Source organism: Dietzia sp. B32, from assembly GCF_024732245.1.
In the GTDB taxonomy this organism is placed as follows: Bacteria; Actinomycetota; Actinomycetes; order Mycobacteriales; family Mycobacteriaceae; genus Dietzia.
This window is the reverse complement of sequence record NZ_CP093845.1, coordinates 1,833,174-1,857,983: the sequence shown is the minus strand read 5'-3', so window position 1 is coordinate 1,857,983 and position 24,810 is coordinate 1,833,174. Positions and strand designations below refer to the sequence as shown.

24 protein-coding genes and 1 riboswitch are annotated in these 24,810 nt (G+C 71.6%); of the genes, 14 read left to right on the top strand and 10 right to left on the bottom strand.

The window, feature by feature from the left end; translation table 11 throughout:
- Nucleotides 1–20: 20 nt before the first annotated feature.
- A complete protein-coding gene (locus L8M95_RS08845; RefSeq protein WP_260489103.1) occupies nucleotides 21–458 on the top strand; it encodes a hypothetical protein in 438 nt (145 codons plus the stop codon).
- A 21-nt stretch (nucleotides 459–479) separates the two neighbouring features.
- Entirely contained in the window at nucleotides 480–1,445 is a 966-nt protein-coding gene (locus tag L8M95_RS08840) for an NADPH:quinone oxidoreductase family protein (RefSeq protein WP_260489102.1), read from the top strand.
- Between the two features lie 107 nt (nucleotides 1,446–1,552).
- On the opposite strand, the gene L8M95_RS08835 is transcribed toward L8M95_RS08840, so the two are convergent.
- Entirely contained in the window at nucleotides 1,553–3,382 is a 1,830-nt protein-coding gene (locus L8M95_RS08835) for an acyl-CoA dehydrogenase (protein WP_260489101.1), read from the bottom strand.
- A gap of 148 nt (nucleotides 3,383–3,530) precedes the next feature.
- Nucleotides 3,531–4,691: a pyridoxal phosphate-dependent aminotransferase gene (locus L8M95_RS08830; protein ID WP_260489100.1), complete on the bottom strand. Its 1,161-nt coding sequence runs from the start codon at nucleotides 4,689–4,691 to the stop codon at nucleotides 3,531–3,533.
- A 45-nt stretch (nucleotides 4,692–4,736) separates the two neighbouring features.
- Between L8M95_RS08830 and L8M95_RS08825 the strand changes: the two genes are divergently transcribed.
- Both L8M95_RS08825 and L8M95_RS08820 read left to right on the top strand, forming a co-directional pair.
- On the top strand, nucleotides 4,737–5,255 hold the full coding sequence (locus tag L8M95_RS08825; protein WP_260489099.1) for a Rieske 2Fe-2S domain-containing protein: 519 nt from the start codon (nucleotides 4,737–4,739) through the stop codon (nucleotides 5,253–5,255).
- Between the two features lie 82 nt (nucleotides 5,256–5,337).
- Nucleotides 5,338–5,532: riboswitch (FMN riboswitch) on the top strand.
- Nucleotides 5,533–5,632: 100 nt separating this feature from the next.
- Nucleotides 5,633–6,364, top strand: coding sequence for a nicotinamide mononucleotide transporter family protein (locus L8M95_RS08820; RefSeq protein WP_260489098.1), 732 nt, complete (start codon nucleotides 5,633–5,635; stop codon nucleotides 6,362–6,364).
- Between the two features lie 85 nt (nucleotides 6,365–6,449).
- On the opposite strand, the gene L8M95_RS08815 is transcribed toward L8M95_RS08820, so the two are convergent.
- The 3 genes from L8M95_RS08815 to L8M95_RS08805 form a co-directional block, all read right to left on the bottom strand.
- Nucleotides 6,450–7,775, bottom strand: a complete 1,326-nt coding sequence (locus tag L8M95_RS08815; RefSeq protein ID WP_260489208.1) for an MFS transporter — start codon at nucleotides 7,773–7,775, stop codon at nucleotides 6,450–6,452.
- A gap of 17 nt (nucleotides 7,776–7,792) precedes the next feature.
- The gene (locus tag L8M95_RS08810) at nucleotides 7,793–8,404 is read right to left on the bottom strand and encodes a bifunctional 2-polyprenyl-6-hydroxyphenol methylase/3-demethylubiquinol 3-O-methyltransferase UbiG (protein ID WP_260489097.1); all 612 of its coding nucleotides are present in this window, start codon (nucleotides 8,402–8,404) and stop codon (nucleotides 7,793–7,795) included.
- A 72-nt stretch (nucleotides 8,405–8,476) separates the two neighbouring features.
- Nucleotides 8,477–9,163, bottom strand: a complete 687-nt coding sequence (locus L8M95_RS08805) for a PIG-L family deacetylase (RefSeq protein WP_260489096.1) — start codon at nucleotides 9,161–9,163, stop codon at nucleotides 8,477–8,479.
- A 78-nt stretch (nucleotides 9,164–9,241) separates the two neighbouring features.
- Here L8M95_RS08805 and L8M95_RS08800 point away from each other — a divergent pair, with 78 nt between their 5' ends.
- The gene (locus L8M95_RS08800; RefSeq protein WP_260489095.1) at nucleotides 9,242–9,874 is read left to right on the top strand and encodes a class I SAM-dependent methyltransferase; all 633 of its coding nucleotides are present in this window, start codon (nucleotides 9,242–9,244) and stop codon (nucleotides 9,872–9,874) included.
- Between the two features lie 9 nt (nucleotides 9,875–9,883).
- Here the strand turns inward: L8M95_RS08800 and L8M95_RS08795 are convergent, their stop codons facing one another.
- A complete protein-coding gene (locus tag L8M95_RS08795) occupies nucleotides 9,884–10,876 on the bottom strand; it encodes a glucosyl-3-phosphoglycerate synthase (protein WP_260489094.1) in 993 nt (330 codons plus the stop codon).
- 102 nt (nucleotides 10,877–10,978) lie between these two features.
- Here L8M95_RS08795 and L8M95_RS08790 point away from each other — a divergent pair, with 102 nt between their 5' ends.
- The 7 genes from L8M95_RS08790 to L8M95_RS08760 all read left to right on the top strand — a co-directional run bounded on the left by L8M95_RS08790 (nucleotide 10,979) and on the right by L8M95_RS08760 (nucleotide 19,720).
- Nucleotides 10,979–12,268, top strand: a complete 1,290-nt coding sequence (locus L8M95_RS08790) for an acyl-CoA dehydrogenase family protein (RefSeq protein ID WP_260489093.1) — start codon at nucleotides 10,979–10,981, stop codon at nucleotides 12,266–12,268.
- The gene (locus L8M95_RS08785) at nucleotides 12,265–13,638 is read left to right on the top strand and encodes a phosphotransferase family protein (RefSeq protein ID WP_260489092.1); all 1,374 of its coding nucleotides are present in this window, start codon (nucleotides 12,265–12,267) and stop codon (nucleotides 13,636–13,638) included. The genes L8M95_RS08790 and L8M95_RS08785 overlap by 4 nt, the downstream gene beginning before the upstream one ends.
- The gene (locus L8M95_RS08780; protein ID WP_260489091.1) at nucleotides 13,638–14,348 is read left to right on the top strand and encodes a histidine phosphatase family protein; all 711 of its coding nucleotides are present in this window, start codon (nucleotides 13,638–13,640) and stop codon (nucleotides 14,346–14,348) included. The genes L8M95_RS08785 and L8M95_RS08780 overlap by 1 nt, the downstream gene beginning before the upstream one ends.
- Nucleotides 14,349–14,468: 120 nt before the next feature.
- Entirely contained in the window at nucleotides 14,469–15,278 is an 810-nt protein-coding gene (locus L8M95_RS08775) for an alpha/beta fold hydrolase (protein ID WP_260489090.1), read from the top strand.
- Nucleotides 15,279–15,397: 119 nt separating this feature from the next.
- On the top strand, nucleotides 15,398–17,608 hold the full coding sequence (locus L8M95_RS08770; protein WP_260489207.1) for an MMPL family transporter: 2,211 nt from the start codon (nucleotides 15,398–15,400) through the stop codon (nucleotides 17,606–17,608).
- 41 nt (nucleotides 17,609–17,649) lie between these two features.
- Nucleotides 17,650–18,321, top strand: coding sequence for a lipocalin family protein (locus tag L8M95_RS08765; protein WP_396119777.1), 672 nt, complete (start codon nucleotides 17,650–17,652; stop codon nucleotides 18,319–18,321).
- Nucleotides 18,322–18,346: 25 nt separating this feature from the next.
- A complete protein-coding gene (locus tag L8M95_RS08760; RefSeq protein WP_260489088.1) occupies nucleotides 18,347–19,720 on the top strand; it encodes a TIGR01777 family oxidoreductase in 1,374 nt (457 codons plus the stop codon).
- 27 nt (nucleotides 19,721–19,747) lie between these two features.
- On the opposite strand, the gene L8M95_RS08755 is transcribed toward L8M95_RS08760, so the two are convergent.
- Genes L8M95_RS08755 through L8M95_RS08745 form a run of 3 tightly spaced genes read right to left on the bottom strand, consistent with a single transcriptional unit; the run spans nucleotide 19,748 to nucleotide 22,261 of the window.
- Entirely contained in the window at nucleotides 19,748–20,392 is a 645-nt protein-coding gene (locus tag L8M95_RS08755) for a TetR/AcrR family transcriptional regulator (RefSeq protein ID WP_260489087.1), read from the bottom strand.
- Between the two features lie 57 nt (nucleotides 20,393–20,449).
- A complete protein-coding gene (locus L8M95_RS08750; RefSeq protein ID WP_260489086.1) occupies nucleotides 20,450–21,775 on the bottom strand; it encodes an SPFH domain-containing protein in 1,326 nt (441 codons plus the stop codon).
- Between the two features lie 51 nt (nucleotides 21,776–21,826).
- A complete protein-coding gene (locus tag L8M95_RS08745; RefSeq protein ID WP_260489085.1) occupies nucleotides 21,827–22,261 on the bottom strand; it encodes an NfeD family protein in 435 nt (144 codons plus the stop codon).
- A gap of 69 nt (nucleotides 22,262–22,330) precedes the next feature.
- On the opposite strand from L8M95_RS08745, the gene L8M95_RS08740 reads away from it, so the two are divergent.
- Nucleotides 22,331–23,221 (top strand): cation diffusion facilitator family transporter, encoded by an 891-nt coding sequence (locus L8M95_RS08740; protein WP_260489084.1) that lies wholly within the window; start codon nucleotides 22,331–22,333, stop codon nucleotides 23,219–23,221.
- A gap of 29 nt (nucleotides 23,222–23,250) precedes the next feature.
- On the opposite strand, the gene L8M95_RS08735 is transcribed toward L8M95_RS08740, so the two are convergent.
- Nucleotides 23,251–24,330, bottom strand: a complete 1,080-nt coding sequence (locus L8M95_RS08735) for an aromatic acid exporter family protein (RefSeq protein WP_260489083.1) — start codon at nucleotides 24,328–24,330, stop codon at nucleotides 23,251–23,253.
- Nucleotides 24,331–24,388: 58 nt separating this feature from the next.
- Between L8M95_RS08735 and L8M95_RS08730 the strand changes: the two genes are divergently transcribed.
- A complete protein-coding gene (locus L8M95_RS08730; protein ID WP_260489082.1) occupies nucleotides 24,389–24,808 on the top strand; it encodes an MmcQ/YjbR family DNA-binding protein in 420 nt (139 codons plus the stop codon).
- Nucleotides 24,809–24,810: the final 2 nt, after the last annotated feature.

The following is a 24,810-nucleotide window of genomic DNA, read 5'->3' as shown; positions in this document are numbered from 1 at the left end:
AGCAGGGTTATCCTCTCCGCGTGAGGATCCTCGTGGGCGGCTCGTGGATCACGGTGCTCTGTGCACTGCTCACGGCCCTGTGGAGCGTTCCGCAGTATCTGCTCGACGGGACGGTCACTCTCAGTTCGCACCCGATGTTCGTGGTGTTGTTCCTCTTCCCGTCCCAGATCGGCGTGCCGGTGTGCCTGCTGGTGGCCCTCAGTTCTCTGTTGATGGCATTCCGCCGGCAGCTCACCACCAACCCGCGGCGGTTCCTGGCGGGCGGGCAACTGATCACGGTCGTCCTGCTGGGGATCTGCGCCGCCCTCCTCATCTCGCCCACGACGTTCGGTCGGGAATTCATCGTCATGGCGCTGGCCTTCCAGATCGGCCAGGTGGTCGTGGCCCTGGGACTGACCCTGCACCTGCTCCGGCGTCGGCGACACCAGCGCGAGGCGGAGGGCGCGCGTACGCGGTGACGGGCTGACACTATGGACGGCATGCGTGCCATCCACATCTCCAGCCATGACGGACCCGCCGCCCTCGAGGTGGTCGACGTCCCCGAGCCCGAGCCGGGCGCAGTACTGATCGACGTCCACGCCGCGGGGGTGACCTTCCCCGAGGTCCTGCAGACCCGCGGCAAGTACCAGATCTCCCCGCCGCTGCCGTTCGTGCCGGGTTCGGAGGTCGCGGGCGTGGTGCGGTCGGCGCCCGAGGGGTCGGGGTTCGCCGCCGGCGACCGCGTGTGCGCGTTCCCCGGTCTGGGCGGGTTCGCCGAGGTGGTCTCCGCCGATCCCGGCCAGGTGTTCCACCTTCCCGACAGCCTGTCCTTCACCCAGGGCGCCTCGATCCCGATGAACGTGCTCACCGTCCACTTCGCCCTGGCCCACCGCGGCCGGTTGCAGGCGGGGGAGACGGTGCTGGTCCACGGGGCGGGCGGTGGTATCGGCATCGCGGCCACCCAGTTCGCGACCGCGATGGGTGCCCGTGTCATCGCGGTGGCCTCGACGCAGGAGAAGCGGGACCTGGCACTGAAGGCCGGGGCGGCCGACGCGATCGCGCCCGAGGGTTTCAAGGACGCCGTGAAGGAGCTCACCGGCGGCAAGGGGGTCGACATCGTCGTCGACCCCGTGGGCGGTGACCGGTTCACCGACTCCATCCGCGCCCTCGGTCAGGAGGGACGGATCCTCGTCATCGGGTTCACCGGCGGCGAGATCCCCACGGTCAAGGTCAACCGGCTGTTGCTGGGAAACAAGAGCGCGGTGGGCGTGGGGTGGGGCGAGTACTGGATGTCCAACCCCGGCTACCTGCAGAAGCAGTGGGCCGAGGTCGGGCCGCTGCTGGCCGCGGGCAAGCTCGATCCCCTAGTCGGCGCCGAGTTCCCCCTCGACCGGGCCTCGGAGGCGCTCGAGCTCATGGACGGCCGCGGGGCCGTGGGCAAGATCGTCCTCACCACCGGCCGCTGAGCCGTCCCGTCCGCGTAACCCACCAACGAGAAGAGCGTTCCGCGCACCCCGCTCTCGGCGGATGTGTGCGGAACGCTCTTCTCGACGAGCTGGCGGGGCGGGCCGGCCTAGAACGCGCCCTCGGGCATGTGCATGACGTCCACGTCGAGCGCCTCGATCGTGGCCCGCGCGGCGCCGACCTGCGGCAGGTGGGCGCGGGCGAAGAAGTTCGCCACCGTCACCTTGCCGGTGTAGAAGTCGTGGTCGTCGCCGGTCGCCTCGGGCAGCCGGTCCAGCGCCACGCCGGCCTCGCGCAGGAGCATCCAGCCCACCATGAGGTCGCCCACGGCCATGAGCAGCGGGACCGCCCCGAGTCCGATCAGGTACAGCTTCTCGGGGTCCTCCTGGGCGCCCATGAGGTGCTCGGTGAGGGTGCCGACCATCGACTCGACATCGGCCAGCGCGCCGGCCACCCCGGTGCGCGCGGTCTCGAGCTCGGCGGGACCGGCCTCGTCCACGGTGCGGTGGATCTGCGCGGCGACGTGCCCGAGCGCGGTGCCGCCGTCGCGGATGATCTTGCGGAAGAAGAAGTCCTGCGCCTGGATCGCGGTGGTGCCCTCGTAGAGGGAGTCGATCTTGGCGTCGCGGATGTACTGCTCGATGGGGTAATCCTTGAGGTACCCGGAGCCGCCGAAGCACTGCAGCGACTCGGCGAGGCACTGGTAGGACCGCTCGGAGCCCACGCCCTTGACGATCGGCAGGAGCAGGTCGTTGACCGTGTGCGCGAGCTCGGGTCCGGCGCCGGAGACGACCTCGGCGGACACGATGTCCTGGTGGGCGGCGGCGTAGAGGTACACCGCGCGCAGTCCCTCCGCGTATGCCTTCTGCGTGAGGAGCGACCGGCGCACGTCCGGGTGGTGGATGACCGTGACCTTCTTGGCGTCGGGATTCCCGGCATCGGCCATGTCGTTGCCCTGGACCCGCTCGCGCGCGAACTCGAGCGCGCCCAGGTAGCCGGTCGACAGGGTGGAGATGGCCTTGGTGCCGACCATCATCCGGGCGGCCTCGATGGTCTTGAACATCTGCTTGATGCCCAGGTGGACGTCGCCGGCCAGGAACCCCACCGCGGGGCGGCCGTGCGCGCCGAACGCCACCTCGCAGGTCGCGGAGGCGGCCAGGCCCATCTTCTTCTCGATGCCGGTGACGTAGACGCCGTTGCGCTTACCCGGCGCGGCGGTCTCCGGGTCCGGCATGTACTTGGGCACGAGGAAGTAGCTCAGGCCCTTGGTGCCGGGGCCCGCGCCCTCGGGCCGGGCGAGAACCTGGTGCCAGATGTTCTCGAAGAGGTCACCGGTGTCGGCGCCGGTGATGAACCGCTTGGTGCCCTCGATGTGCCAGGTGCCGTCGGGCTGCTGGATCGCCTTGGCGCGCACGGCGCCCACGTCGGAGCCGACCTCGGCCTCGGTGAGCATCATGGACGAGCCGTGGTTGCGCTCGATGATCTTGGTGGCCCACTTCTTCTGCTGCTCGTTGCCGATCGAGTGCATGATCCCGGCGAACAGCGGCCCGGACAGGTACATGAAGATGGAGGGGTTGGCACCCACGAGGAACTCGCTGATCGCCCAGGTGACCAGGCGGGGGGCGGCCACGCCGCCGACGGCCGGGTCCACGCCGACGAGACCCCAGCCGCCGTCCTGCCAGGCGCGGACGGAGGCCACGTAGTCGGGGTGGAGGGTGACCTCGTGGGTCTCGGGGTCGAAGGTGGGCGGGTTGCGGTCGGCGGTGGTGAACGACGCGGCGACCGGCCCCTCGGCCAGGGCTGCGGCCTCGCGCAGCATCGTCCGGACGGTCTCACCGTCGAGTTCGGTGGACTCGTCGCGCTCGAGGATCTCGTCGAGTCCGAACACGTCGAACAGGACGAACTCCAGGTCACGTGGGTTGCTGCGGTAGTGGGACACGCGGGGCCTTTCCGACGACGGTGGTCCGCGCCGGACGGCGCACCAGGTGCCCACGGTAGAGCACGACCCGCGGGGGTAGGCGAATTTTCCGGACCGCACTCCGAAAGCTGGCTGCCGGTGTCGGTATCGGTGCCGGTTACCGGTCCGATTACCCGTGCAGTGCTCGTAACCGCCGACCCGCCTCGTCGAGCACCTCGGGACGTTTGCAGAACGCGAACCGCACGAGGTGGGACCAGTCGTCCGAGAACGCGTCGGTGAACGGGGCGAACGGGACCGCCGCCACGCCGATCCGTTCCGGCAGTTCGAGGCACCAGGCCGCCGCGTCGGTCACCCCGAGGGGGCGCGGGTCGGCGGTGAGGAAGTACGTGCCCTGTGCGACGACGAGGTCGAACCCGACGCTCGTGAGGGTGTCCGCCAGCTGGTCCCGCCGAGCCTGCATGTCCTGCCGCAGCGAGGCGATCCACTCCTGCTCGTGGCGCAGGGCGTGCGCGACGCCCAGTTGCAGCGGCGAGGCGACGGTGAAGCTCATGTACTGCCGCGCGGTACGCGCTCCCGCCACGAGGTCCGGGGGCCCGGTGAGCCACCCGATCTTCCACCCGGTGCAGTTGAGCAGTTTGCCCGCGCTGGAGATGCGCAGGGTCCGCTCGGCCATCCCCGGCAGGGTCGCGATCGACACGTGCTCCACCCCGTCGTAGGTGAGGTGGGAGTACACCTCGTCGGAGATGGCGATCGCGTCGAACTCGTGGCACAGTGCGGCGATCTGCTCGAGGTCCTCCCGCGGCAGGACGGCCCCGGTGGGATTGTGGGGCGTGTTCACCAGCACGGCCCGCGTCCGCGGGGAGAACGCGTCCCGCAACGAGTCCACGTCGAGTCGGAATTCGCCGCCTGAGCGGATCATCCTGGCGGCGCGACGGGTGGCGCCGGCCATCGCCACCGTGGCGGCGTAGGAGTCGTAATACGGTTCGATCACGACCACCTCGTCGTCGTGCTCCACCAGGCCCACCACCGCGGCGGCGATCGCCTCGGTCGCGCCGACCGTCACCAACACCTCGGTGTCCGGGTCGTGCACCAGACCGGTGTGGGCGGTCTCGTGGTCGGCGGCCGCGCGGCGCATCTCCGGGGTGCCGATGCCCGGCGGGTACTGGTTGTGGCCCTCGCGCATGGCGCGCGCGGCCGCCTCGATCATGGACTCCGGCCCGTCGGTATCGGGGAAACCCTGGCCCAGGTTGATGGCGTCGAAGCGGGTGGCCAGCTGCGAGACCTCGGAGAAGATCGTCGTGGCGTGGGGTCGGAGTCTGCGGACCGTCATGCGGGCAGCCTAGGGCGGGCCGGGATGGGCGATACGATGGACGTCATGACCGAGCCCCTCGCCGCCGCCACGTCCGCCTCGATGGGCAGAGCCGCCACCGGCCGTCCGGCCACCACCTCGGGCCGGGCCGGCACAGTGGGGCCGTGCACCCAACGCCGCGCGGTGTTGGCCGCCCTGCCCGGGATCATCCTGCTGCCGGGAATCGCCTCGGCCTGCGGAATGACCGAGCCGGCGCAGCCCCCGTCGACCGTGCAGCAGACCACCACGGTGCCGGCGACCACGATCCCGGCCGCCGAGATCCCGCCGGGCACGGCCAAGCAGTTCAAGGCGGGCGACTCGACCGTGATCGTCGCGCAGCCCGTCGCGGGCGAGTTCGTCGCCTACTCCGCCCGCTGCACCCACCAGGGCGGGGTGGTCCAGGTGATCGAGGGCATGTCCCTGCGCTGCCCGCTCCACGGCGCCGAGTACGACGCCACCGACGGCCGCAACACCCTCGCCCCGGCCCCGCGCCCGCTCGACGCCATCGCGGTGACCGAGTCCGGGGGGCAGCTCACCCTCGGCTGACGCCGCCCGGCCGGCCGCACCCGCCAGCCCCGCCGGCGAGACCTCGGCTTGCGGCGCGGCCACGTTCAGGGGTACAACGGGAACACGTTCTCAGGGCGGGGTGAAACTCCCCACCGGCGGTGATGTCACCGGCCCCATGGTCGGCGGCGAGCCCGCGAGCGCCCCGCATGCGCGGTGCGGCTGGACTCCCGGTCCGGCCACTCCACGCACGCGGGGGTCAGCAGACCCGGTGTGATCCCGGGGCCGACGGTCATAGTCCGGATGGAAGAGAACCCCGCGTCACCCGACGCGGTCCCGGTCGACGACGACCGTGGCCGGGCGGGCGTCGCGTCACAAGCCCTGGGCCGTCTGTGTAGAGCCCGTGAAAGGGGCACACGATGAGCCTTCTCGTGGAATTCCTCGACGCCCAGTTGATGATCGGCGGCGTGCCGATCCTGTGGCGCGAGATCGTCGGCAACGTCTTCGGCCTGGCCGCCGCCATCGGTGGCATGCGCCGGGTGGTGTGGGCGTGGCCGGTGGGAATCGTCGGCAACCTCACCCTTCTGACCGTCTTCCTCGGCGGCGTCTTCCACACCCCGCAGGACGTGGACCTCTACGGTCAGGCCGGCCGTCAGGTCATGTTCCTGGCGGTGGGCGTCTACGGCTGGTGGCGGTGGTCGCAGTCCAGGCGGGCGAGCGCTTCCCTGCCCGGAGGCTCGGCCGCTGACGCGGTGGCCGTCCATCCCCACTGGGCGACCGGTCGTCAGCGGGCCGGACTCGTCATCGGCATGGTGACCGGCACTCTGGTCTTCGGTTGGATCTTCGCCCAGCTCGGATCGTGGGGGCCGTGGGCCGACGCGTGGATCTTCACCGGGTCGATCCTCGCCACCTACGGCATGGCCCGCGGCTGGACCGAGTTCTGGCTGCTGTGGATCGGCGTCGACATCGTGGGCGTGCCACTGCTGCTCAAGGCGGGGTACTACCCGTCGGCGGCGTTGTACCTCGTGTACGGGGCGTTCGTCATCTGGGGCTTCGTGGTGTGGTGGCGCGTGGATCTGTCCGAGCGCGCGGACGCCGCCGGTTCCGACGGTCCCGTCGGGCGGCGGCGGGAGCACCTGCCGGTCGGCTGATCCGGGGCCCGGGGCCCGGGGCCCGCCAGTGCGTGGGCGATGCCGTTCGCGCGGACCCGGCGGCGCCGGCGGAGGCTGCGGACCGTCAGCTCGCCCGGGCGGCGTCCCGGGCGGGACCGGACACGCGCCGCGGGCGCACGGCCGCCACCACGACGAGCGACAGGGCGGCGAGCGTGAAGCCCAGCCCGCGGAAGTCGATCCACGCGAACACCAGGCCCGACAGCAGACCGCCGGCCGCGCCGGACAGGGCCACGGCCACGTCGGCCTGCCCCTGGACGCCGGCGCGCACGGCGGTCGGCACGGACGTCGTGAGCACGGTCGTGCCGGCCACCAGCCCCAGGCTCCACCCCAGTCCCAGCAGGATCAGCGCGACGGTGACCAGCAGCGTTGACGCGGGAGGGGCCACGGCGGCGAGGACGCCGGAGCCCAACAGCACGAGGCCCGCGGACACCGCTACGGCGCGGGTGCCGAACTTGTCCACGAGCAGTCCGGACAGGGGTGCGGGCAGGAACATCGCCGCCACGTGCAGCGAGATCACGACGCCCACCACGGTCACGGTGTGGTCGTGGGCGCGCATGTGCACGGGGGTCATGGTCATGAGCCCGACCATGACGAACTGGGTCAGCGCCATCACCACGACACCGGTGATGACGTCGGCCGTCCAGATGCGGGTCGGTACGGGCGCCACGGTCGCCCGGTCCGCGCCGTCGGCTGCTGCGGCGGCGTCCGCGGCGGGGGACGACGACGACGACGAGGTGAGCGCCGCCTCCGCCGTCTCGATCTCCATCCTGCGCGCCTCGAGCAGGGGATCGGGCCGCAGCAGCAGGGAGATGACAAGTGCCGCGCCACCGTACGCCGCGGCGGCGAGCAGGAACGGTCCCGCGAGCGGGGCCAGGCCCAGCGCCTCGGCGACGCCGCCGGTGGGCCCCACGAGGTTGGGCCCGGCGACGGCACCGGCGGTGGTGCCGAGCAGGACGTAGGACAGGGACCGGGCGCGGGTGGCGTCGGTGGCGAGGTCGGCACCGGCGTAGCGGGCCTGCAGGTTGGTGGCCGTGCCGGATCCGTAGATGACGAACGACAGGAACAGCAGCGGCAGCGACTCGAGGGCGGTGGCCGCGACGATGCCGAGTGCGCCGAGTGCGCCGACCGCGAATCCGGCGGCCAGGCCCGGGCGGCGGCCGCGGGCCTGCGAGAGTCTGCCCACGGCGATCGCGGCGAGGGCGGAGCCACCGGTGAACAGTGCCGACGGCAGCCCGGACAGGCCGGGGCCACCGAGCAGGTCCTCGGCGAGCAGTGCGCCCACGGTGATGCCCGCAGCGAGTCCGGCCCCGGCGAGCAGCTGCGCCAGGACGAGGACGGTGAGGATCCGCCGCTGCGCCGTCGCCCGGCCCGCCTCCCGCGCGGTGTGCATGGCGTCGCCGGCGCGGGTCACGCCCCGCCCCAGGTCCGGGCGTGCAGGAGTACGTCGACGGCGGTGGCCTTGCCCGCGGGCCGCAGGTCATGCCGGAGCGAGACCACCTCGAGCCCCTCGGCGCCGCGCGCGAGGTCGGTGATGCCGGGCAGCACGGTGGGGTCCTGCGGGCCGCCGACGCCGCGGCGGAGGTTCTCCGCGGCGTGACCGAGGTAGACCAGGTGGCCGCCGGGGCGGAGCCACGAACCGGCGTTGCGCAGGACGCCGGTCAGTTCGGGGAGGTCCAGGTGGAGGAATCCGACGACGACGAGGTCGACGGCCTCGGGCGGTGTCCAGGCGGTGGCGTCGCCGACCACCCAGTCGACGCTGCCGCTGCGTCCGTCGTCGGAGTCCTTGGATCGGGCCTGTTCGATGGCGACCTCGGAGAAGTCGACCGCCCGGACGCGCCATCCGTGTGCGGCGAGCCACCGCGCGTGCCGGCCGTCGCCGCACGCGAGGTCGACGGCGGTGCCCACGGTCAGCCCCGCGTCCTCGGCGGCCGTCACCTCGGCGACGATCCTGGCGGCGGGGGTCGTGCCCCACGCATCGGGCTGCGCGAGGTAGCGGGCGTTCCATGCGGAGGCGTCCACGGGCGGTGGTCCTTTCGGTTCGGAGGGCCGGTTCGCCGGCGGCTGGTTCGGTGGTTCGGTCGGGCAGGGCGGTCAGGGGCGGCGGAGCCATCGGAGGTGTTCGGTGTCCCCCTGCAGTTCCAGTCTCCTCCACAGCACGCTGCCCGGGACGGCCTGGCTGGGGTGGCATTCCACGGCGGCCTGCTGGGCGGCACGGTGGACGGTCAGGGCCAGGTCGATCTCGGCGGCCGGGCGTCCGAGGAACCCGGCGTATCCCTCGCCCGCGAGTGTGGCGCAGATGTCGTCGGGCAGGACCCACGCCAGGACCCCCAGGGCGTGGCGCTCGCCTGCTCTGACGGCCGCCGCAGTGGCGGCCACGTGGTCGGGGTGACCGCTGATGCCGGTGGAGTCGAAGGCGACCAGCCCGTCCGGCCTCACCGCCTCGATCTCCCGCTCGACCTCGTCGTCGAGCCCGTCCGCACCGAGCGCCGTCAGTCCGCCGTCGGGGAGATCGCGGAGGGTGACCCCGCGGGCACCGAGCGCGTCGGCGGCCGCGCGCAACTCGTGCTCACGGATGAGGGAGAGATCGCCCTCGATCTCCTCTCCACGGGCGCCGTGGAGGGTCGAGGCCTCGCCCCGGGTCAGGCAGAGGACGTGGACGGCGGCACCGGCGCCGGCGAAGGTGGACAGGATCGCGCCGAGGCCGAATGACTCGTCATCGGGATGGGCGACCACCGCCAGGACCGTGTCCCAGTCCGGTAGCCCGGTCGTCGTACGCATCGCGTCGGACCTCCCTGTAGTGGTGGGAACGGCTGGCCCGGTTCCGGGACCAGCAGATACCCGGTACCGTATCGTTTCATGGGTACGTCTCGCGAACGATCGGATGTCTCCCTCTTCGCCCGCGGATGGGTGGTGGCCAGCCCGGTGCTGGAACGCGTCGGCCTGGGCAGGTCACGTCGTCGGCTGGTGGAGGGCCTGTCCGGCACGGTGGTGGAGGTCGGCGCCGGCAGCGGGGTGACCTTCGAGCACTACCCGCCGGAGGTCACCCGGGTGGTTGCGGTCGAGCCGGACCCGCACCTGCGCGCATACGCCCGTCGGCACGCGCGGGGCGCCGCGGTCCCGGTCGAGGTGGTGGACACGGTGGCGGAGTCGCTCCCGCTCGCCGACGGTGAGGCCGACGCCGTGGTGTTCGGGCTCGTCCTGTGCACCGTCCCCGACGTCCCGGCCGCACTGACCGAGGCCCGTCGGGTGCTCGCCCCGCACGGTGAGCTGCGGCTGCTCGAGCACGTCCGGGCCGACGGCCGGCTGGGTCGCATCGCCGACCGGATCGCACCCGTGTGGAGCCGGCTCGGAGGCGGGTGTCACCCGAACCGCGACACCGCTCGCCACGTCGCGGAGGCGGGTTTCGACGTCTCCGACCTGCGGACCCGTCCGTTCCCGCCGGTGGTACCGCTGACGCCGATGCTGACCGGCCGCGCTCGAACGATGTGACGCCCGGCGCTACAGCCCCGCCCGCACCTCGCGCATCGGCGGGCGCTCGCCCGGGGCCACCTCGACGGTCTCGGAGCGGAATCCCCCGCTGATCGGGTCCCGGTGGTGCAGGGTCAGTGTGTCGCCGGGGGCGTCGGCGCCCACGACCCGTCCGTACCGTTGCAGTCGACTGAGCACGGCCAGCTGCTGGTGCATCGCCATCACCGACAGGGCGGAGTCGGGGGAGTGGCGGTGGGTCCGTCGACCGAGGTCCACCTGGGCGAGCGCGTCGAGCCCGTAGGACTCCACGAGGTCGATGAGGATCCCGATGTCCACCCCGTACGCGCCCGCGAAGGGGATCGATTCGAGCGCCTCCCGCGTCCCCGCGTACTCCCCGGCGAGCGGCTGCACGAACCCGCTGAGGGAGGGCCAGTGCGCGGCCAGCAGGGGACGCGCCACGAGCTCGGTCACCCGGCCCCCACCGGCAGGCAGGACGGTGCGGCCGTCGTCGAGGGGCCGCTCGTACGCGCCCTTGCTGAACACCACTCCCGGCTCGGTGAGCAGCGGCCCCAGTAGACCGGTCACGAACGCGGGGTCGAAGTCCCGCAGGTCGGAGTCCAGGAAGGCGACGATGTCGCCGTCCGTGGCGGCCAACGACTTCCACAGGGCTTCGCCCTTGCCGGGGACGTCGCCGAGCGCGGGCAGGACGTCGCCCTGCGCGACGACGCGGGCCCCGGCGGAACGGGCCACGTGCGCGGTGGCGTCGGTGCTGTGGGAGTCGACGACGACGAGCTCGTCGATCAGCGGGACCCGGTCCACCAGCTCGGAACGCAGGGCGGCGACGATCGCCCCGACCGTCGACTGCTCGTTGCGGGCCGGCAGTACCACCGAGATGCGGCGGCCCGCCTTGGCCGCGACGAGGTCGCCGGGGCGGAAGTCGGCGGCGCGGTAGGTCCTACGCGCCGACCAGGCACGGGCCGGGTCGAGCCGGTCCGCGAGAGTCGTACGCGAGTCCTCGGTCACGACCGCGATCCTGCCAGAGCCGACGGGCGGGTGGCCGGGGCGCCGTCACCGCGTGAGCCACGACACGGGAACCCGTTCCCCCGGCTGTGCCACGATGAACCCATGGACTTCTCCTCCTCGCCCCGCGCCGCTGAGCTCACCTCAGCCGTCCGCGAGTTCATCGACACCCACATCGCCCCGGTGGAGCCGGAGATCCACGCCGACATCGCCCGTCGTCGGCTGGCCGGGGAGGATCCGTGGGCCGTCGATCCGCGGGTGCCGGAGCTCCAGGCCCGCGCCCGCGAGCAGGGACTGTGGAACCTCTTCCTCCCGGCCGGACACGAGGGGCCCTACGCAGAGCGCTACGGCACCCACGGCGCCGCCGGCCTGAGCAACACCGACTACGCGCCGGTCGCCGAGGAGATGGGCCGCTCCTTCCTCGCCCCGCTGGTGTTCAACTGCAACGCCCCGGACACCGGGAACATGGAGGTCCTGCTCAAGTACGGCTCCGAGGAGCAGAAGGACCGGTGGCTGGACCCGCTGCTCGACGGGAAGATCCGCAGCGCCTTCCTCATGACCGAGCCGGATGTGGCCTCCTCGGACGCCTCGAACATGGCCGCGAGTGCCCGTATCGAGGGTGACGAGGTCGTCCTCGACGGCCGCAAATGGTGGTCCACGGGCGTCGGCCACCCGGACTGCGAGGTGGGCATCTTCATGGGCGTGTCCGATCCGGACGCCCACCGCTACCTGCGGCACTCGATGGTCCTGGTGCCGATGGACGCCCCCGGGGTCCGCGTCGAGCGCATGCTCACCGCCCAGGGGGTCTACGACGAACCGCTCGGCCACGGCGAGGTGACCCTCGACGGCGTGCGGCTGCCGGTGTCCAACATCATCTCCGGTCCGGGCAGGGCCGCCGAGATCGCCCAGGGACGCCTCGGACCCGGGCGCATCCACCACTGCATGCGACTGATCGGCCTGTCCGAGATGGCGCTGGACCTGGCCTGCCGCCGCGCCTCCGGCCGCGTGGCCTTCGGCAAACCCATCGTCAACCTCGGCGGGAACCGCGAGCGTCTCGCCGAGGCGCGCATCGCGATCGACCAGGCCCGACTGCTGGTCCAGCACGCCGCCTGGAAACTCGACACCGAGGGGCAGGCCGCCGTCGAGGTCAGCGCCATCAAGGCCGCCGTCCCGAAGATGGCGCAGCACGTCATCGACATGGCCCTGCAGCTCCACGGTGGCGGCGGCATGAGCGACGACTTCCCGCTGGCCGGGGCGTACGCCACCGCGCGGTCGCTGCGACTGGCGGACGGTCCCGACGAGGTCCACCTCGGCGTCGTCGCCCGCGCCCTGCTCGCGCCCTACCGCGACGCCGCCACCACCGGTGGCACCGAGAAGACCGGGACGACCCGATGAGCGCCCGCGACGGCGCGCCCGCCGGGGACGACGCCCCCCGCGACACCGAGGCCGCCCTGCGGCGCCGCGTCCCCGGAACAGACGCGGTGCGCAGCGAGGACGCGTTCGACGTCGAGGCGGTGGCCGCGTGGTTGCGGTCGATCGCGCCCGACGACCCCACCGTGCTGGCGGGCGTGAACCTCGGCGACGACGACGAGCCGGTCATCCCGGAGGTGCGGCAGTACACCGGTGGCGCGTCCAACCTCACCTACCTGCTGCGCTACCCGGGCGCGGACCTCGTCCTGCGCCGCCCGCCGGCCGGGACCAAGGCCCGCGGTGCCCACGACATGAAGCGCGAGTACCGCGTCCAGTCGGCACTGCGGCCGGTGTACCCGCTGGTACCGCGGATGGTCGGGTTCTGCGGCGACCACTCGGTGATCGGCTCGGACTTCTACGTGATGGAGCGGATGGAGGGCACCATCCTGCGCAAGGAGCTGCCCCGCGAGCTGCTCATGGACCGGGTCACCACCCGGCACCTCGCCGAGGCGGCCGTCGACGCGCTCGCCGACCTCCACTCGGTGGACGTCGGGGCTGCGGGCCTGGGCGATCTCGACCGCGGTGAGGGGTACGTGCGCCGCCAGGTCGAGGGGTGGTCCGCTCGCTACCGGCGCGCCCGCACCCCGGACGTGCCCGACTTCGCGCCGGTGATGAAGTGGCTCCGCGCCAATCAGCCCGACGACGTGGGGCACTGTCTGGTGCACAACGACTTCCGCTTCGACAACCTCGTGCTGGATCCCGAGGACGTCACCCACGTCATCGGCGTCCTGGACTGGGAGATGGGAGGCGTCGGCGACCCGCTCATGGACCTCGGCGGCGCGCTGGCCTACTGGGTGCAGGACGACGACGGCCCGCTGTTCAAGGCGTTCCGCCGCCAGCCCACCCACGCGCCCGGGATGCTCACCCGCCAGCAGGTCGTCGCGCGGTACGCCCGCCGGGCCGGTCTGGAGATCACCGAGGAGCAGTGGCGCTTCTACGAGGTGTTCGGTCTGTTCCGTCTGGCGGTGATCGCCCAGCAGATCAACCACCGCTACTTCCACGGGCAGACCACCAACCCGGCGTTCCGCGCCTTCCGACCCGGAGTGGCGTTCCTCGAACAACGGTGCCTGCGCATCATCCGCACGGGCGACGGCCGCCTCACACCGACCCGGGTCTCCCCGCGTGACCTGGTCCCGGAACTGCTCGGCGTCCCCCGGGTCGTGCTCCCGTTGCTCGCCGGGGGCGTCCACGACGTCCGGGGCAAGGTGACGGGTCTGCTCGGAGGCCTGCCGGTGATCGGCGATCTCCCCGTGATCGGTGGGCGACCGACCGGCACGTCGGGCGGTGGTCGCTGATGGGTGCCATCCACCTCGTCCGCCACGGTCAGGCCTCGTTCGGCAGCGGCGACTACGACCGGTTGTCCGAGACCGGTCATCTGCAGGCGCGCCTGGCGGGCGAGGACATGGCCTGCCGCGGCCTGCGCCCCGATGTGATCATCCACGGCGGCCTGCGTCGGCAACGCGAGACCGCGGAGGGCCTGCTCGACGGCCTGCGCGCCCACAGCGACCGGGACGTGGCCGTGGAGGTCGACGAGCGCTGGGCCGAGTATGACGCCGACGCGGTGCTCGAGGCGGCGCGCGTGGCCGGCCTGACGGCCGACCACGGGACCCTCGACTCGGCCGGGTCCTCCGACGAGGCCAAGCAGGCGTTCCAGCGGCAACTCGACGCCGCCCTCGGACACTGGGCGGGACTCGAGGCGTTCGCCGAGTACCGACGCGACGCCGACTCCGCACTGGCCGACGCCGCCGCCAGGTCCGGGACCGGCCGGACGACCGTCGTGGTCTCCTCCGCCGGCACCATCTCCCTGGCGGTCGCGGGTCTGCTGGCCGACCCGGAGGGGGTCGTCGGGTTGTGGACCCGGCTGCAGCGCGTCACGGTGAACACCGGGACCGCCCGGGTCGTGGTGGGCCGGGGCGGGATGACGTGCATCGCGGTCAACGAGCACCAGCACCTCGAGCGTGCAGCCGGCCCCGGGCACCCGCGCCGACTGGTCACCCTCAGGTGAGGATGTCCCCAGTGAGCACGCCGGTTCGTCTCGAGGCCGCCTCGTGGAACGGCGGGCGTCGTATCGTACGACCGTAGAGGCCGTTCCAGGCGGCCGGGACCACGTCAGGAGCACGCCACGATGCCCACCTTCCAGCGCGGCCACACGACGATCGCCTACACGGACACCGGCGCCCCGGCGGGCCGCGAGGACGCCCCGGTGGTGTTCTTCGCCCACGGGCTGCTGTTCTCGGGCTGGATGTTCCAGCACCAGATCGCCCACCTGCGGGGGAGGTACCGGTGCGTGACGATCGATTTCCGCGGTCAGGGCAACTCCCCGCGGGCGATGGGCGGCTACGACATGGACACCCTCGCGGTGGACGTGGCCGAACTCCTCCGGCATCTGCAGATCCCGGTGGTGAACTTCGTGGGCCTGTCGATGGGCGGGTTCGTCGGAATGCGGCTGGCGGCCCGTAACCCAGAGATCGTGCACACCCTTACCCTCATGGACACCGCGGCCACCGCGGAGGAGCCGGCCAACCGCAGCAAGTACAAGACGCTGTCCAAGGTGTACCGCGTGGCCGGGATGAAGCCCCTGCGCGCCCGGGTGGCGCCCATCATGCTCGCCGAGCGCAATCTCGACGCCCCCTGGGTGCAGGAGTGGATGGCCCAGCTCGAGCGCACCGACCGTGCGGGGCTGGTCAAGGCCATCGAGTCGGTCGCCGACCGTGACCCGTGTGAGGACGAGGCCATCCGCATCATCGCCCCGACGCTGGTCGTGGTGGGCAGCGAGGACGCGGCCACGCCTCCGGACAAGGCCAGGCGGGTCACCGAGCTGATCGCGGGCTCGAGGTACCACGAGATCCCCGGTGCGGGACACTCGCCCAGTATGGAACGCCCGGATGAGGTCAACACCATCCTCGAGGCGTTCCTCTCCGAATACGATGTGTGAAGACAAGGGAAACGATGAGGGCTGAGCGCTCGGCGGTAGGGAAGTCAGGGTCGACGGACGAGTCGGGGTCGGCCAGCGGCTGGGTGGGTCTGGTCACGGGAAAGCTGTCCGCGTGGCTGATGCTCGTGGTCGTCATCCTCGTGAGTGGCGCGGTCTTCGCGTTCGCCTCGTCCGAGGGGTCGTCGGAGGGACCGCAGACACTCCCGGACGATTCCGAGGCCGCCCTCGTCTCCCAGATCCAACGTGAGTTCCCCGGCTCCGAGTCCGTCCCGGCCGTCCTCGTCGTGACGCGCGAGGACGGCGGTGAGCTGGGCCCCGAGGGCATCGCCGCGGCCGTCGGCGCCGGCGAACGGATGTCCGAGGTCGTGGGCGCGCCCGCGCAGGGGCCGATCCCGTCCGAGGACGACGCCGCCGCACTCATGCTGGTCCCCGTCGACGCCCAGCTCCTCTCGGGGGGCGAGGCCGGCGAACTCGTGGGCGACATGCGTGACGCCGTCGCGGGCGGTCTCGACGAGGGTGTGAACGCCCAGCTCACCGGTGGGCCGGGGTTCGCCGCCGACACCGCCGCCGCGTTCGAGGGCGCCGACTTCCGCCTCCTGGCGGCCACCGCTCTGGTCGTCGCCGTGTTGCTCATCGTCACCTACCGCTCGCCGGTGCTGTGGCTCGTCCCGCTGATCATCATCGGTGTCGCGGACCGCGTCGCGGCCCTGCTGGTCTCCCGGGTCGGCGAGGCCCTCGACATCACCGTCGACGCCTCCACCTCCGGCATCGTCTCCGTCCTCGTCTTCGGCGCCGGCACCAACTACGCCCTGCTCCTCGTGTCCCGCTACCGGGAGGAACTGCGCAAGACTCGCGACCGGCGGACCGCTCTGCGCGACGCGTACCGGGGCGCCGTCCCCGCCATCATCGCCAGCAACGTCACGGTCGTCCTCGCACTGCTCACCCTGCTGCTGGCGACCCTGCCCAACTACCGCTCGCTCGGTGCCTCCGCGGCCGTGGGCCTGCTCGTCGCACTGGTCTACGCGCTCGTGGCCCTCCCCGCGGCCCTGGCCGTGTGTGGCCGCGGCCTGTTCTGGCCGTTCATCCCCCGCCCGGGCGAGAAGGCCGGCAAGCATGAGAGCGGGTCCGCCCCCGTGACCCCGGAGAATTTCGACGAGGACATCCCGCCGGGCGTGTGGGGCCGCATCGCCGCGCGCGTCGTCAGGCGCCCCGTGACGTTCCTGGTCGCCTGTGTCCTCCTCCTGGCCGTACTGTCCCTCGGACTCATCGGAACCCGCATCGGACTGAGCCAGACCGAGCAGTTCCGCACCGCGTCCGAGTCGGCCGCCGGACTGGAGACCGCCGCCCAGCACTTCCCGGCCGGCGTCACCGATCCGGTCACGGTCCTCACCCGTACCGGCACCGAGGGTGAGGTCGTCGAGGCGGTCCGGGACGTCGAGGGAGTCGTGTCCGCCCAGCCGGCGGGCGAGTCCGGCACCGGCTGGAGCCGCGTCACCGTGGTCCTCGATGCCGCGCCCGCGACCGATCGTTCCGAGGACAGCGTCGTCGCACTGCGCGAGGTCGTCGACACGGTCCCCGGTTCCGAGGCGATCGTCGGCGGGTCGGTGGCCGAGGCCGTGGACACCTCCCAGGGCAATCTCCGCGACCTCACCCTGATCGCCCCGCTCATCCTGCTCGTGGTGTTCGTCGTGCTGGTGCTGGTCCTGCGGGCGGTCGTCGCACCGCTGCTGGTGATGACCGCCACCGTGCTGTCGTCGCTGGCCGCTCTGGGGCTCGGCACCTTCGTCACCACCCAGATCCTGGGCTTCCCGGGCCTGGACGTGTCCGTTCCGCTCTACAGCTTCCTGTTCCTGGTCGCGCTGGGCGTGGACTACTCGATCTTCCTCACCATCCGGGCGCGGGAGGAGGCAGGCACCCACGCCACACGGGAGGCGATGGTCCGCGCCGTCGCTCTGACGGGCGGCGTCATCACCTCCGCCGGTATCGTGCTCGCCTCGGTGTTCGTGGTGCTCGGCGTCCTGCCGCTCATCGTCCTCACCCAGGTCGGCGTGATCGTCGCCCTCGGCGTGTTGCTCGACACCTTCGTCGTGCGCACCCTGGTCGTGCCCGCCCTGTTCACCCTCGTGGGGGACAAGGTGTGGTGGCCGGGCGATCCGCGCGGCAAGGCCCGCCGTGGCGGCGACGCCGACACCGCGTCCGTCGACCCGGCATCCGTCGACCCGGAATCCGACGGCCCGGCATCCGCTCGCGCTGCATCCGACGGCACCGCCCGCCGCACCGGGACCGGTCAGAACGGTCCCGACACCACCACCGAGGAGATCCGCTCATGAGTACACCCGTCAACTTCCGACCCGCCCGCTCCCGCTCCCGCCTGCGGGCACTGGCGACGGCCGTGGTCGTCGCCCCGCTCCTCGCGGCAGGCCTGGGCGCCGCCCCGGTGGCCGGCGCACAGGACGTCACCGATGGCGGTCGCCTCGGTGGTGGCTCCTCGCAGCTCCTGCCGGACGGCGTCGCCATCGGCTCCCTCGGGGGTCCCGAGCTCACCCAGGTCGAGTCCGTCGACCTCGAGCGGTACAAGGGCGAGTGGTACCAGGTCGCCGCCCTCCCGCAGCCCTACACGCTGCAGTGCACCAACGACACCAAGGCCGAGTACGCGGTCACCGCCCCCGGTACCGTCTCGGTGCGCAACACCTGCGGCTCCGCCATCAGCTCGGACTCGGTGATCGAGGGAGAGGCGAAGGTGCGGGACACCGCCACCAACGCATCGCTGCGCGTGAACTTCCCGATGGTGCCGTTCCAGGACGAGAACGGTCCCGTCAACTACCGGATCACCTACCTCGCCGACGACTACTCGCTCGCCATCGTGGGTGATCCCACCCGGTCATCCGGGTTCGTGCTCAGCCGGCAGCCCGCGCTCAGCGCGGAGCAGTGGTCCACCGTGCGCGGCGTGATCGAGAACCGCGGCTGGTGGTCGTGCGCCTTCCTCACCGTTCCGATGGCGGGCGGGCGCGGCGACGTGACGCCGCTCTGCCTGCTGCCCTGATGAGCTGCGGCCCGGTGCATCCCCGATGAGTATCGATCTCACCTGCACGATCCCCGTCAGCCCCGGCGAGGCGTGGCGGTACTTCTCCTCGCCGGGAGCGTTCCTCCGGCTCTCGCCGCCGTTCATGCCGCTGCGACCGGTCGAGCAGGCCGACTCCCTGCGGGATGGCGTGGCGGTCCTCGAGCCGAGGACCGCGCTGCCGGGCCCGCTCGGGGTGCGGTTCGGTCCCCGCTGGCACGCGCAGCACGACGCCGCGGGCTTCGTCGAGGGGGAGCGGTTCGTCGACCGCTGCGTCTCGCAGCCGTACGCCGCGGCGACCGGGTGGGTCCACACCCACACGGTGACGGCCACACCGGACGGCGACGCCCGAATCGGGGACAGGGTCGACGCCCGGGTGCCCGGCAGGATGCTCTCCCCGGTGTTCGCCTATCGCTACCGGCAGATGGCCGCCGACCTCGACAGTCTCACCCGGTACGGCAGCCGGACACTGACCGTCGCCATCAGCGGCGCGTCCGGACTCGTGGGCACCGCACTCGCCGCCCTGCTCGGGGTCGCCGGACACCGGGTCATCACCCTCGTCCGCGGCGAACCCCGGGGAGCGGATGAGCGGCACTGGGACACCTCGGAGCCGGCGGCTGACCTCCTCGACGACGTCGACGTCCTGGTGCACCTCGCCGGGGCTCCCATAGCGGGTCGCTTCACCGACCGGCACCTCGCGCTCGTCCGTGACAGTCGGGTGGGCCCCACCCGCCGCCTCGCCGAACTGGTCGCCGCCCGTGGCGGGGCCACCACCCTCGTGTCCGCCTCCGCGATCGGTTACTACGGCGCCGACCGGGCCGGTGAGCGGCTGGTCGAGGACTCCGATCCCGGCACCGGGCCGGTCGCCGACATCGTCATCGACTGGGAACGCGCCTGTGAGCCCGCCCGGCTCGCCGGTGCCAGGGTGGTGAACGTCCGCACCGGCATCGTGCTGTCCGGTGCGGGCGGGATGCTCCCGCCGCTGGCCGCGATCACCCGGTCGGGTCTCGGCGGTCGACTCGGGTCGGGTCGGCAGTGGATGTCCTGGATCTCGCTCGACGACCTCACCGACATCTACCTGCGCGCGATCGTCGACCCCGAGATGTCGGGGCCGGTCAACGCCGTCGCCCCGGGCCCGGTGTCCAACTCGGAGTTCACCCGCGTGCTCGGGTCGGTCCTACATCGTCCGACCATCGTGCCCGTCCCCGGGTGGGCCCCTGCGCTCCTACTGGGCGGGAGGGGCTCAGATGAGCTCGCCCTGGCGGATCAGCGGATCCTGCCCCGGGCGCTCACCGGTGTCGGCCACCACTTCCGACATCCGGTCCTCGCGGACGCGCTGGCCCACGAACTGGGCGCAGAGGAACTCCCGGCAGAGCTGTAGGGCGGGCGCGCGCTCAGCGCCGGGGGCTCAGCGCTGCAGGATCATCGGGACGAGCACCCGGCGTGCCAGCGCCCGGATCTGCTCCTCCGTGTCGACCGCGGGTGGGCCGTCCGGCATCACGACCAGTGAGTGCAGGAATCGCCCCACGACGCCGGCGACCTCACGGGACAGCTGCTCGCACTCCTCGTCGTCCATCTGCCGTGTGTGCACGTCCGCGTTCCACGTGTTGCGGACGAAGTGCGCGACCATCTCGGTGATCGGATCCAGGACCGTGTCGGACTGGCCCGCGAGCAGCGCCATCGCCTCGACCTTGTCGACCTCGATGAGCCGACGCAGCAACTCGTTCTGCCGGATGTCGAACACGGTGCCCACGAGGAGGTCCTCGATGTGCCGCACCGGGTCCCACTGCAGGGATTCGAACGGTGTGTAACGCGAGTTCACGGTCATCATCAGACGCTGCGCCTCGTGCGCGTAGATCGCCCGCAGGATGCTGTCGCGCGGCCCCAGTCGGCGATAGAGGGTCACGCGGGTGACCCCGGCGGCACGGGCGATGTCGTCGGTGCTCGTGCCCTTGATGCCGCGCTCGGCGAAGACCGCGGACGCCGTCTCGATCAGCCGCACGTCCTCGGCGTCGGGCGTGCGGTCGTCACCTCGGCCGCTGTTACGGGTCACGCCCACATGTTACGGCGATCGGCGGAGGTGACGACACCGCACGCCACCGATTCGGGGTTACCGAAGGGGCTGATCGTCGCCCTCGAGGGGGTAGGCATCGTGGCCCGCGCGCTGGTCAGCGGGCCGGTCGAAACCTGTCGGCTGTCCGGGTGCCGGGGCCTGGGGCCCACCGAGCGCGGGGGTACCCGGACCCGGTGCCTCCGTCGAGGTGGTGTCGGGGGCCACGCCGCCCTCCGACTCCGGCACCATGTCGAACACCCCCGGCTTCGGCTTGGCCTTGCGGGGTTCCTCATCCGAGATCGAGGACGCGCCCTGCGCTGCCGCCTCGGCCGCGGCCACGGACCGGGCGATCTCCGGGTCGGTGGAGGTGTCGAACCAGTGATCGGGGGCGGAGGGAAGTTCCGCGTCGGAATCATTCTCGGCGGGCTCGTACCGGAACACCCCGTCGTCGTCCTTCTTGGCGACGGCCTTGGCGAAGTTCTCGAGCGAATCCCCGAACTGTGAGGGGATCATCCACATGGTGGCGGCGTCACCCTTGGCCATCTCGGGCAGGTTCTGGACGTACTGGTAGGCGAGCATCTCCGGCGTCGGCCTGGAGGCCTTGATGGACGCGTTGACGCGCGCGATCGCGGCCGCCTGGCCTTCTGCGACGAGGTAGCGCGCGGCCCGCTCACCCTGGGCGCGGAGCATGCGGGACTGACGCTCGGCCTCGGCGTTGAGGATCGAGGCCTGCTTGTTGCCCTCGGCATCGAGGATGGCGGCCTGCTTGGCACCCTGGGCGGTGGTGATGGCGGCTTCGCGCTGGCCCTCCGCGGTGAGGATGATCGCGCGCTTCTCGCGGTCCGCCTTCATCTGCTTCTCCATGGACTCCTGGATGGAGGGCGGCGGATCGATCGAGCGCAGCTCGACGCGGGCGACGCGCAGGCCCCAGCGGCCGGTCTCGGAGTCGAGGACCCCGCGCAGTTGCTTGTTGATCATGTCGCGGCTGGTGAGGGTCTGCTCGAGGGTGAGCCCGCCGACCACGTTGCGCAGGGTGGTGGTCGCCAGCTGCTCGACGGCCACGATGTAGTTGTTGATCTCGTACACGGCCGACTTGGGATCGGTGACCTGGAAGTAGACGACGGTGTCGATGCTCAGCGTGAGGTTGTCCTCGGTGATCATCGACTGCGGCGGGAAGGTGACGACGCGCTCACGCAGGTCGACCTTCGCGCGTACGCGGTCGATGAAGGGGATGATCAGGGCGAGCTGCCCGCTCACCGTGCGCTGGTAGCGGCCGAGCCGCTCGATCACCGCGGCCTCCGCCTGGGGGATGAGCTTCACCGAGCTCGCCACCACCGAGGCGATCAGGATGACGATGACGGCAAGGAAGACTAATCCGCCCATGGTTTCCTCCGGTTGTCTCGTGCGAGGCCGCTGTGAACCGACCAGCGCGTTCTAGATGCCACGCATGACGATGGCCGTGGCGCCCTCTATCTGGTGCACGAGGACCTTGTCGCCCGCCTCGAACGTCTCGCCCTCGATGAGCGGCCGCGCGGTCCAGGTGTCACCCGCGATCTCGACCAGGCCACCCTTCGCGCCGATCGCCTCGACCACCGTGCCGCCCCGCCCGGTGAGCGCGGCGGTGTTGGTGTCGTGCTCGGGCAACGCTGCGAGCAGCCGCCGACGGACGATGGGGCGGACCCCCACGACGAGGATCACGGACACGAGAGCGAACGCCAGGGCCTGACCCCAGATCGGTGCGCCCAGGAACGCGGCGGCCGAACCGCCGAGGGCGCCGGCGGCGAGCATGAGCATGAACAGCTCGCCCCCTGCTGCTTCTCCGGCGGCGAGCAGCACCGCTGCGCCGAGCCAGATCAGTCCCACATGCATGTCACCGACACTACCGACTTCGGGACGACGGCAGGGGGGCCAGCCGGTGGCGGACTACGCTACTGCGACGTGTCGACTCTGAAGAAGTTCGCGTGGCTGTCCGTGGCCACGGCGATCGTGACCATCCTGCTCAAGATCGGGGCCTGGTGGGTCACCGGATCGGTCGGCCTGTTGTCCGACGCCGCGGAGTCGGTGGTCAACCTCGTGGCGGCGGTCATCGCTCTCGGTGCCATCACCGTCGCGGAGCGCCCGGCCGACGACGACCACCAGTACGGCCACTCCAAGGCCGAGTACTTCTCCGCAGGTGTCGAGGGCGCCATGATCTTCGTCGCGGCGGCGTTCATCCTCGTGGTCAGCGTCGAGCGGCTGATCAACCCCGAACCTCTGGAGGCGCTTGGTCTGGGCCTCGCCATCTCGGTCGTCGCCGCCGTGATCAACGGCGTGGTGGGTGTGGCGCTCGTGCGGGCCGGGACCCGCCACAGGTCTCCCACTCTCAAGGCCGACGGCAAGCACCTCATCACCGACGTCGTCACCTCGGTCGGGGTCGTCGCCGGACTGGCCCTGGCCTGGGCCACCGGCTGGGACGTGCTCGACCCCCTAGTCGCGATCGGCGTGGGCCTGAACATCCTGTTCATCGGCTACCGACTGGTGCATGAATCGGGCATGGGGTTGATGGACGCCACGCTTCCCGACCAGGACAACCGGGTGATCGAGGAGGTGCTCGACCGTCACCGCGAACCCGGCCGGGTCGACTTCCACGAGCTGCGGACCAGGGAGTCGGGCAAGTGGCGTTTCGTGGAGTTCCACGCGCTCGTGCCCGGGCAGTGGAGCGTCGAACGCGGGCACGATCTGGTGGAGGCCGTGGAGCAGGAGATCCACGCGGCCCTGCCGAACTCGCACATCACCACCCATCTCGAGCCCATCGAGGACGAACGCGCGTACAACGACGTGCACCTGTGATCCGGGCGCCCCGATCCGACCGCCCGGGGTCAGTCGGCCTCCCGCACCTCCTGCGCGGTGGTCACGTCGTCGACGAGTGTCGCGATGTGGAACATGCTGGTGATCAGCGACCCGTACAGCGGCCACGTCCGACGGGGTAGGCCGTTCTCGTCCGACATGGTGCCCGCGACCGCGTCGAGCCGGTCCGAGATCGAGTCGACCTCCGCGTCCGGGGTCGCGATCTTGTGGCCGGCGTCGCGGACCACCGCGGACCACTTCTCGCGGAACGTGTCGTCCCACGACCCCTCCGAGTAGTCGGCGTCACGGAGGGTCCGGATGAGATGCCGTAGGTGGGAGACCGTCTCGTCGACCCTCGGCAGGATGTCCTCGTACCCGATGTCCGGCCGCGCCGTGGTGCGTCGGCGCCGCCCGGCCGTGAGCCGCCGAGGATTGGTCCGCCAGCTCTCGCGGGCGAAGCTCACCGTCCGCCATGCCGTGTCGACCTCCTCGTCGACCGACTCGATCTCTGCGCGCCACCGATCGGCGGCGTCGGTCTCCCAGGACTCGGCGAACTCGTCGGCCATGTTGATCAGGATCTCGCCCAGCCGCCGGTTGATGGAGTCGACGTGGGTGCGGGCCTGCTGGTCCCGCAGCGGCGGGATCACCAGGAGGTTGACGAGGACGCCGATCGCCACGCCCACGGCGACCTCGGTGATGCGGTCGAGCAGGAGGGGCTGCTGCTCGGAAAACCCGCTTCCGAGCACGAACACGGCCGTGGTGGCGATGGCGACGCCCTCGTCCCGGATCCACGAGATGCGCGAACCCGCCAGCCCCACCAGGATCGCCAGCGCGAACGTCCACACGTTCACCCCCAGGTAGGACCCGATGAGGAACGACATCGCCACCCCGATCGCCGAGGAGACGGTGGTCTGCAATCCGTGGGAGAGGGACCTGTAGACGGTGGCGTGGACGGTGAGCAGGGCGGTCCACGGGGCGAGGAAGGGCAGCGGGGAGTCGAGGACGTTCACCGAGATCCACCAGGCGACCGTGGTGGCGATGACGCTCTTGACGATCTGCATCAGATCCGTGGTCACCTCGGGACGACCGACGACCTCGCGGAGTCGGCTCACACTACGTATCCGGGCCATTCGCGCAGGGTAACGCGTTCCGAGTCGTATCCTCGGCAGCGTGGGGCACCCGATCATGTTCGACGCCGAGGACCCGCTGCTCGCAGACCTGCGGCGGGTCTGTCTCGCGCTGCCCGACGCCGCGGAGAAGATCTCGCACGGTCGGCCCAACTGGTACACGACCAAGGTGTTCGCGGTCTACGGCGGTTCGGTCAAAGGCGACCACGCGGATCCGCTGTTGGCCCGGGCGCTGCTGTTCCTCCCCGACCGGGCGGAGCGGGCGGCACTGGAGCAGGACCGGCGTTTCCATGTCCCGGCGTACTACGGACCGGCCGGGTGGCTGGCGCTCCCCCTGGACGGTGGCGGGCAGGAGGTCGACTGGGACGAGGTGGCCGAACTGGTGGAGTCCTCGTACCGCCAGACTGCCGGGGTGCGACGCGTGGCCAGACTGGACGAGCTGCGGGGACGACCGCGCGATTAGGC

Bases quoted from the DNA above. Each gene is read 5' to 3' on its own strand.
- L8M95_RS08760 (WP_260489088.1), top strand. From the start codon at position 18,347: ATGAGTATCGATCTCACCTGCACGATCCCCGTCAGCCCCGGCGAGGCG.
- L8M95_RS08800 (WP_260489095.1), top strand. From the start codon at position 9,242: ATGGGTACGTCTCGCGAACGATCGGATGTCTCCCTCTTCGCCCGCGGA.
- L8M95_RS08830 (WP_260489100.1), bottom strand. From the start codon at position 4,691: ATGACGGTCCGCAGACTCCGACCCCACGCCACGACGATCTTCTCCGAG.
- L8M95_RS08775 (WP_260489090.1), top strand. From the start codon at position 14,469: ATGCCCACCTTCCAGCGCGGCCACACGACGATCGCCTACACGGACACC.
- L8M95_RS08820 (WP_260489098.1), top strand. From the start codon at position 5,633: ATGAGCCTTCTCGTGGAATTCCTCGACGCCCAGTTGATGATCGGCGGC.
- L8M95_RS08805 (WP_260489096.1), bottom strand. From the start codon at position 9,163: ATGCGTACGACGACCGGGCTACCGGACTGGGACACGGTCCTGGCGGTG.
- L8M95_RS08745 (WP_260489085.1), bottom strand. From the start codon at position 22,261: ATGCATGTGGGACTGATCTGGCTCGGCGCAGCGGTGCTGCTCGCCGCC.
- L8M95_RS08780 (WP_260489091.1), top strand. From the start codon at position 13,638: ATGGGTGCCATCCACCTCGTCCGCCACGGTCAGGCCTCGTTCGGCAGC.
- L8M95_RS08785 (WP_260489092.1), top strand. From the start codon at position 12,265: ATGAGCGCCCGCGACGGCGCGCCCGCCGGGGACGACGCCCCCCGCGAC.
- L8M95_RS08770 (WP_260489207.1), top strand. From the start codon at position 15,398: ATGCTCGTGGTCGTCATCCTCGTGAGTGGCGCGGTCTTCGCGTTCGCC.
- L8M95_RS08815 (WP_260489208.1), bottom strand. From the start codon at position 7,775: ATGCACACCGCGCGGGAGGCGGGCCGGGCGACGGCGCAGCGGCGGATC.
- L8M95_RS08750 (WP_260489086.1), bottom strand. From the start codon at position 21,775: ATGGGCGGATTAGTCTTCCTTGCCGTCATCGTCATCCTGATCGCCTCG.
- L8M95_RS08790 (WP_260489093.1), top strand. From the start codon at position 10,979: ATGGACTTCTCCTCCTCGCCCCGCGCCGCTGAGCTCACCTCAGCCGTC.
- L8M95_RS08825 (WP_260489099.1), top strand. From the start codon at position 4,737: ATGACCGAGCCCCTCGCCGCCGCCACGTCCGCCTCGATGGGCAGAGCC.
- L8M95_RS08840 (WP_260489102.1), top strand. From the start codon at position 480: ATGCGTGCCATCCACATCTCCAGCCATGACGGACCCGCCGCCCTCGAG.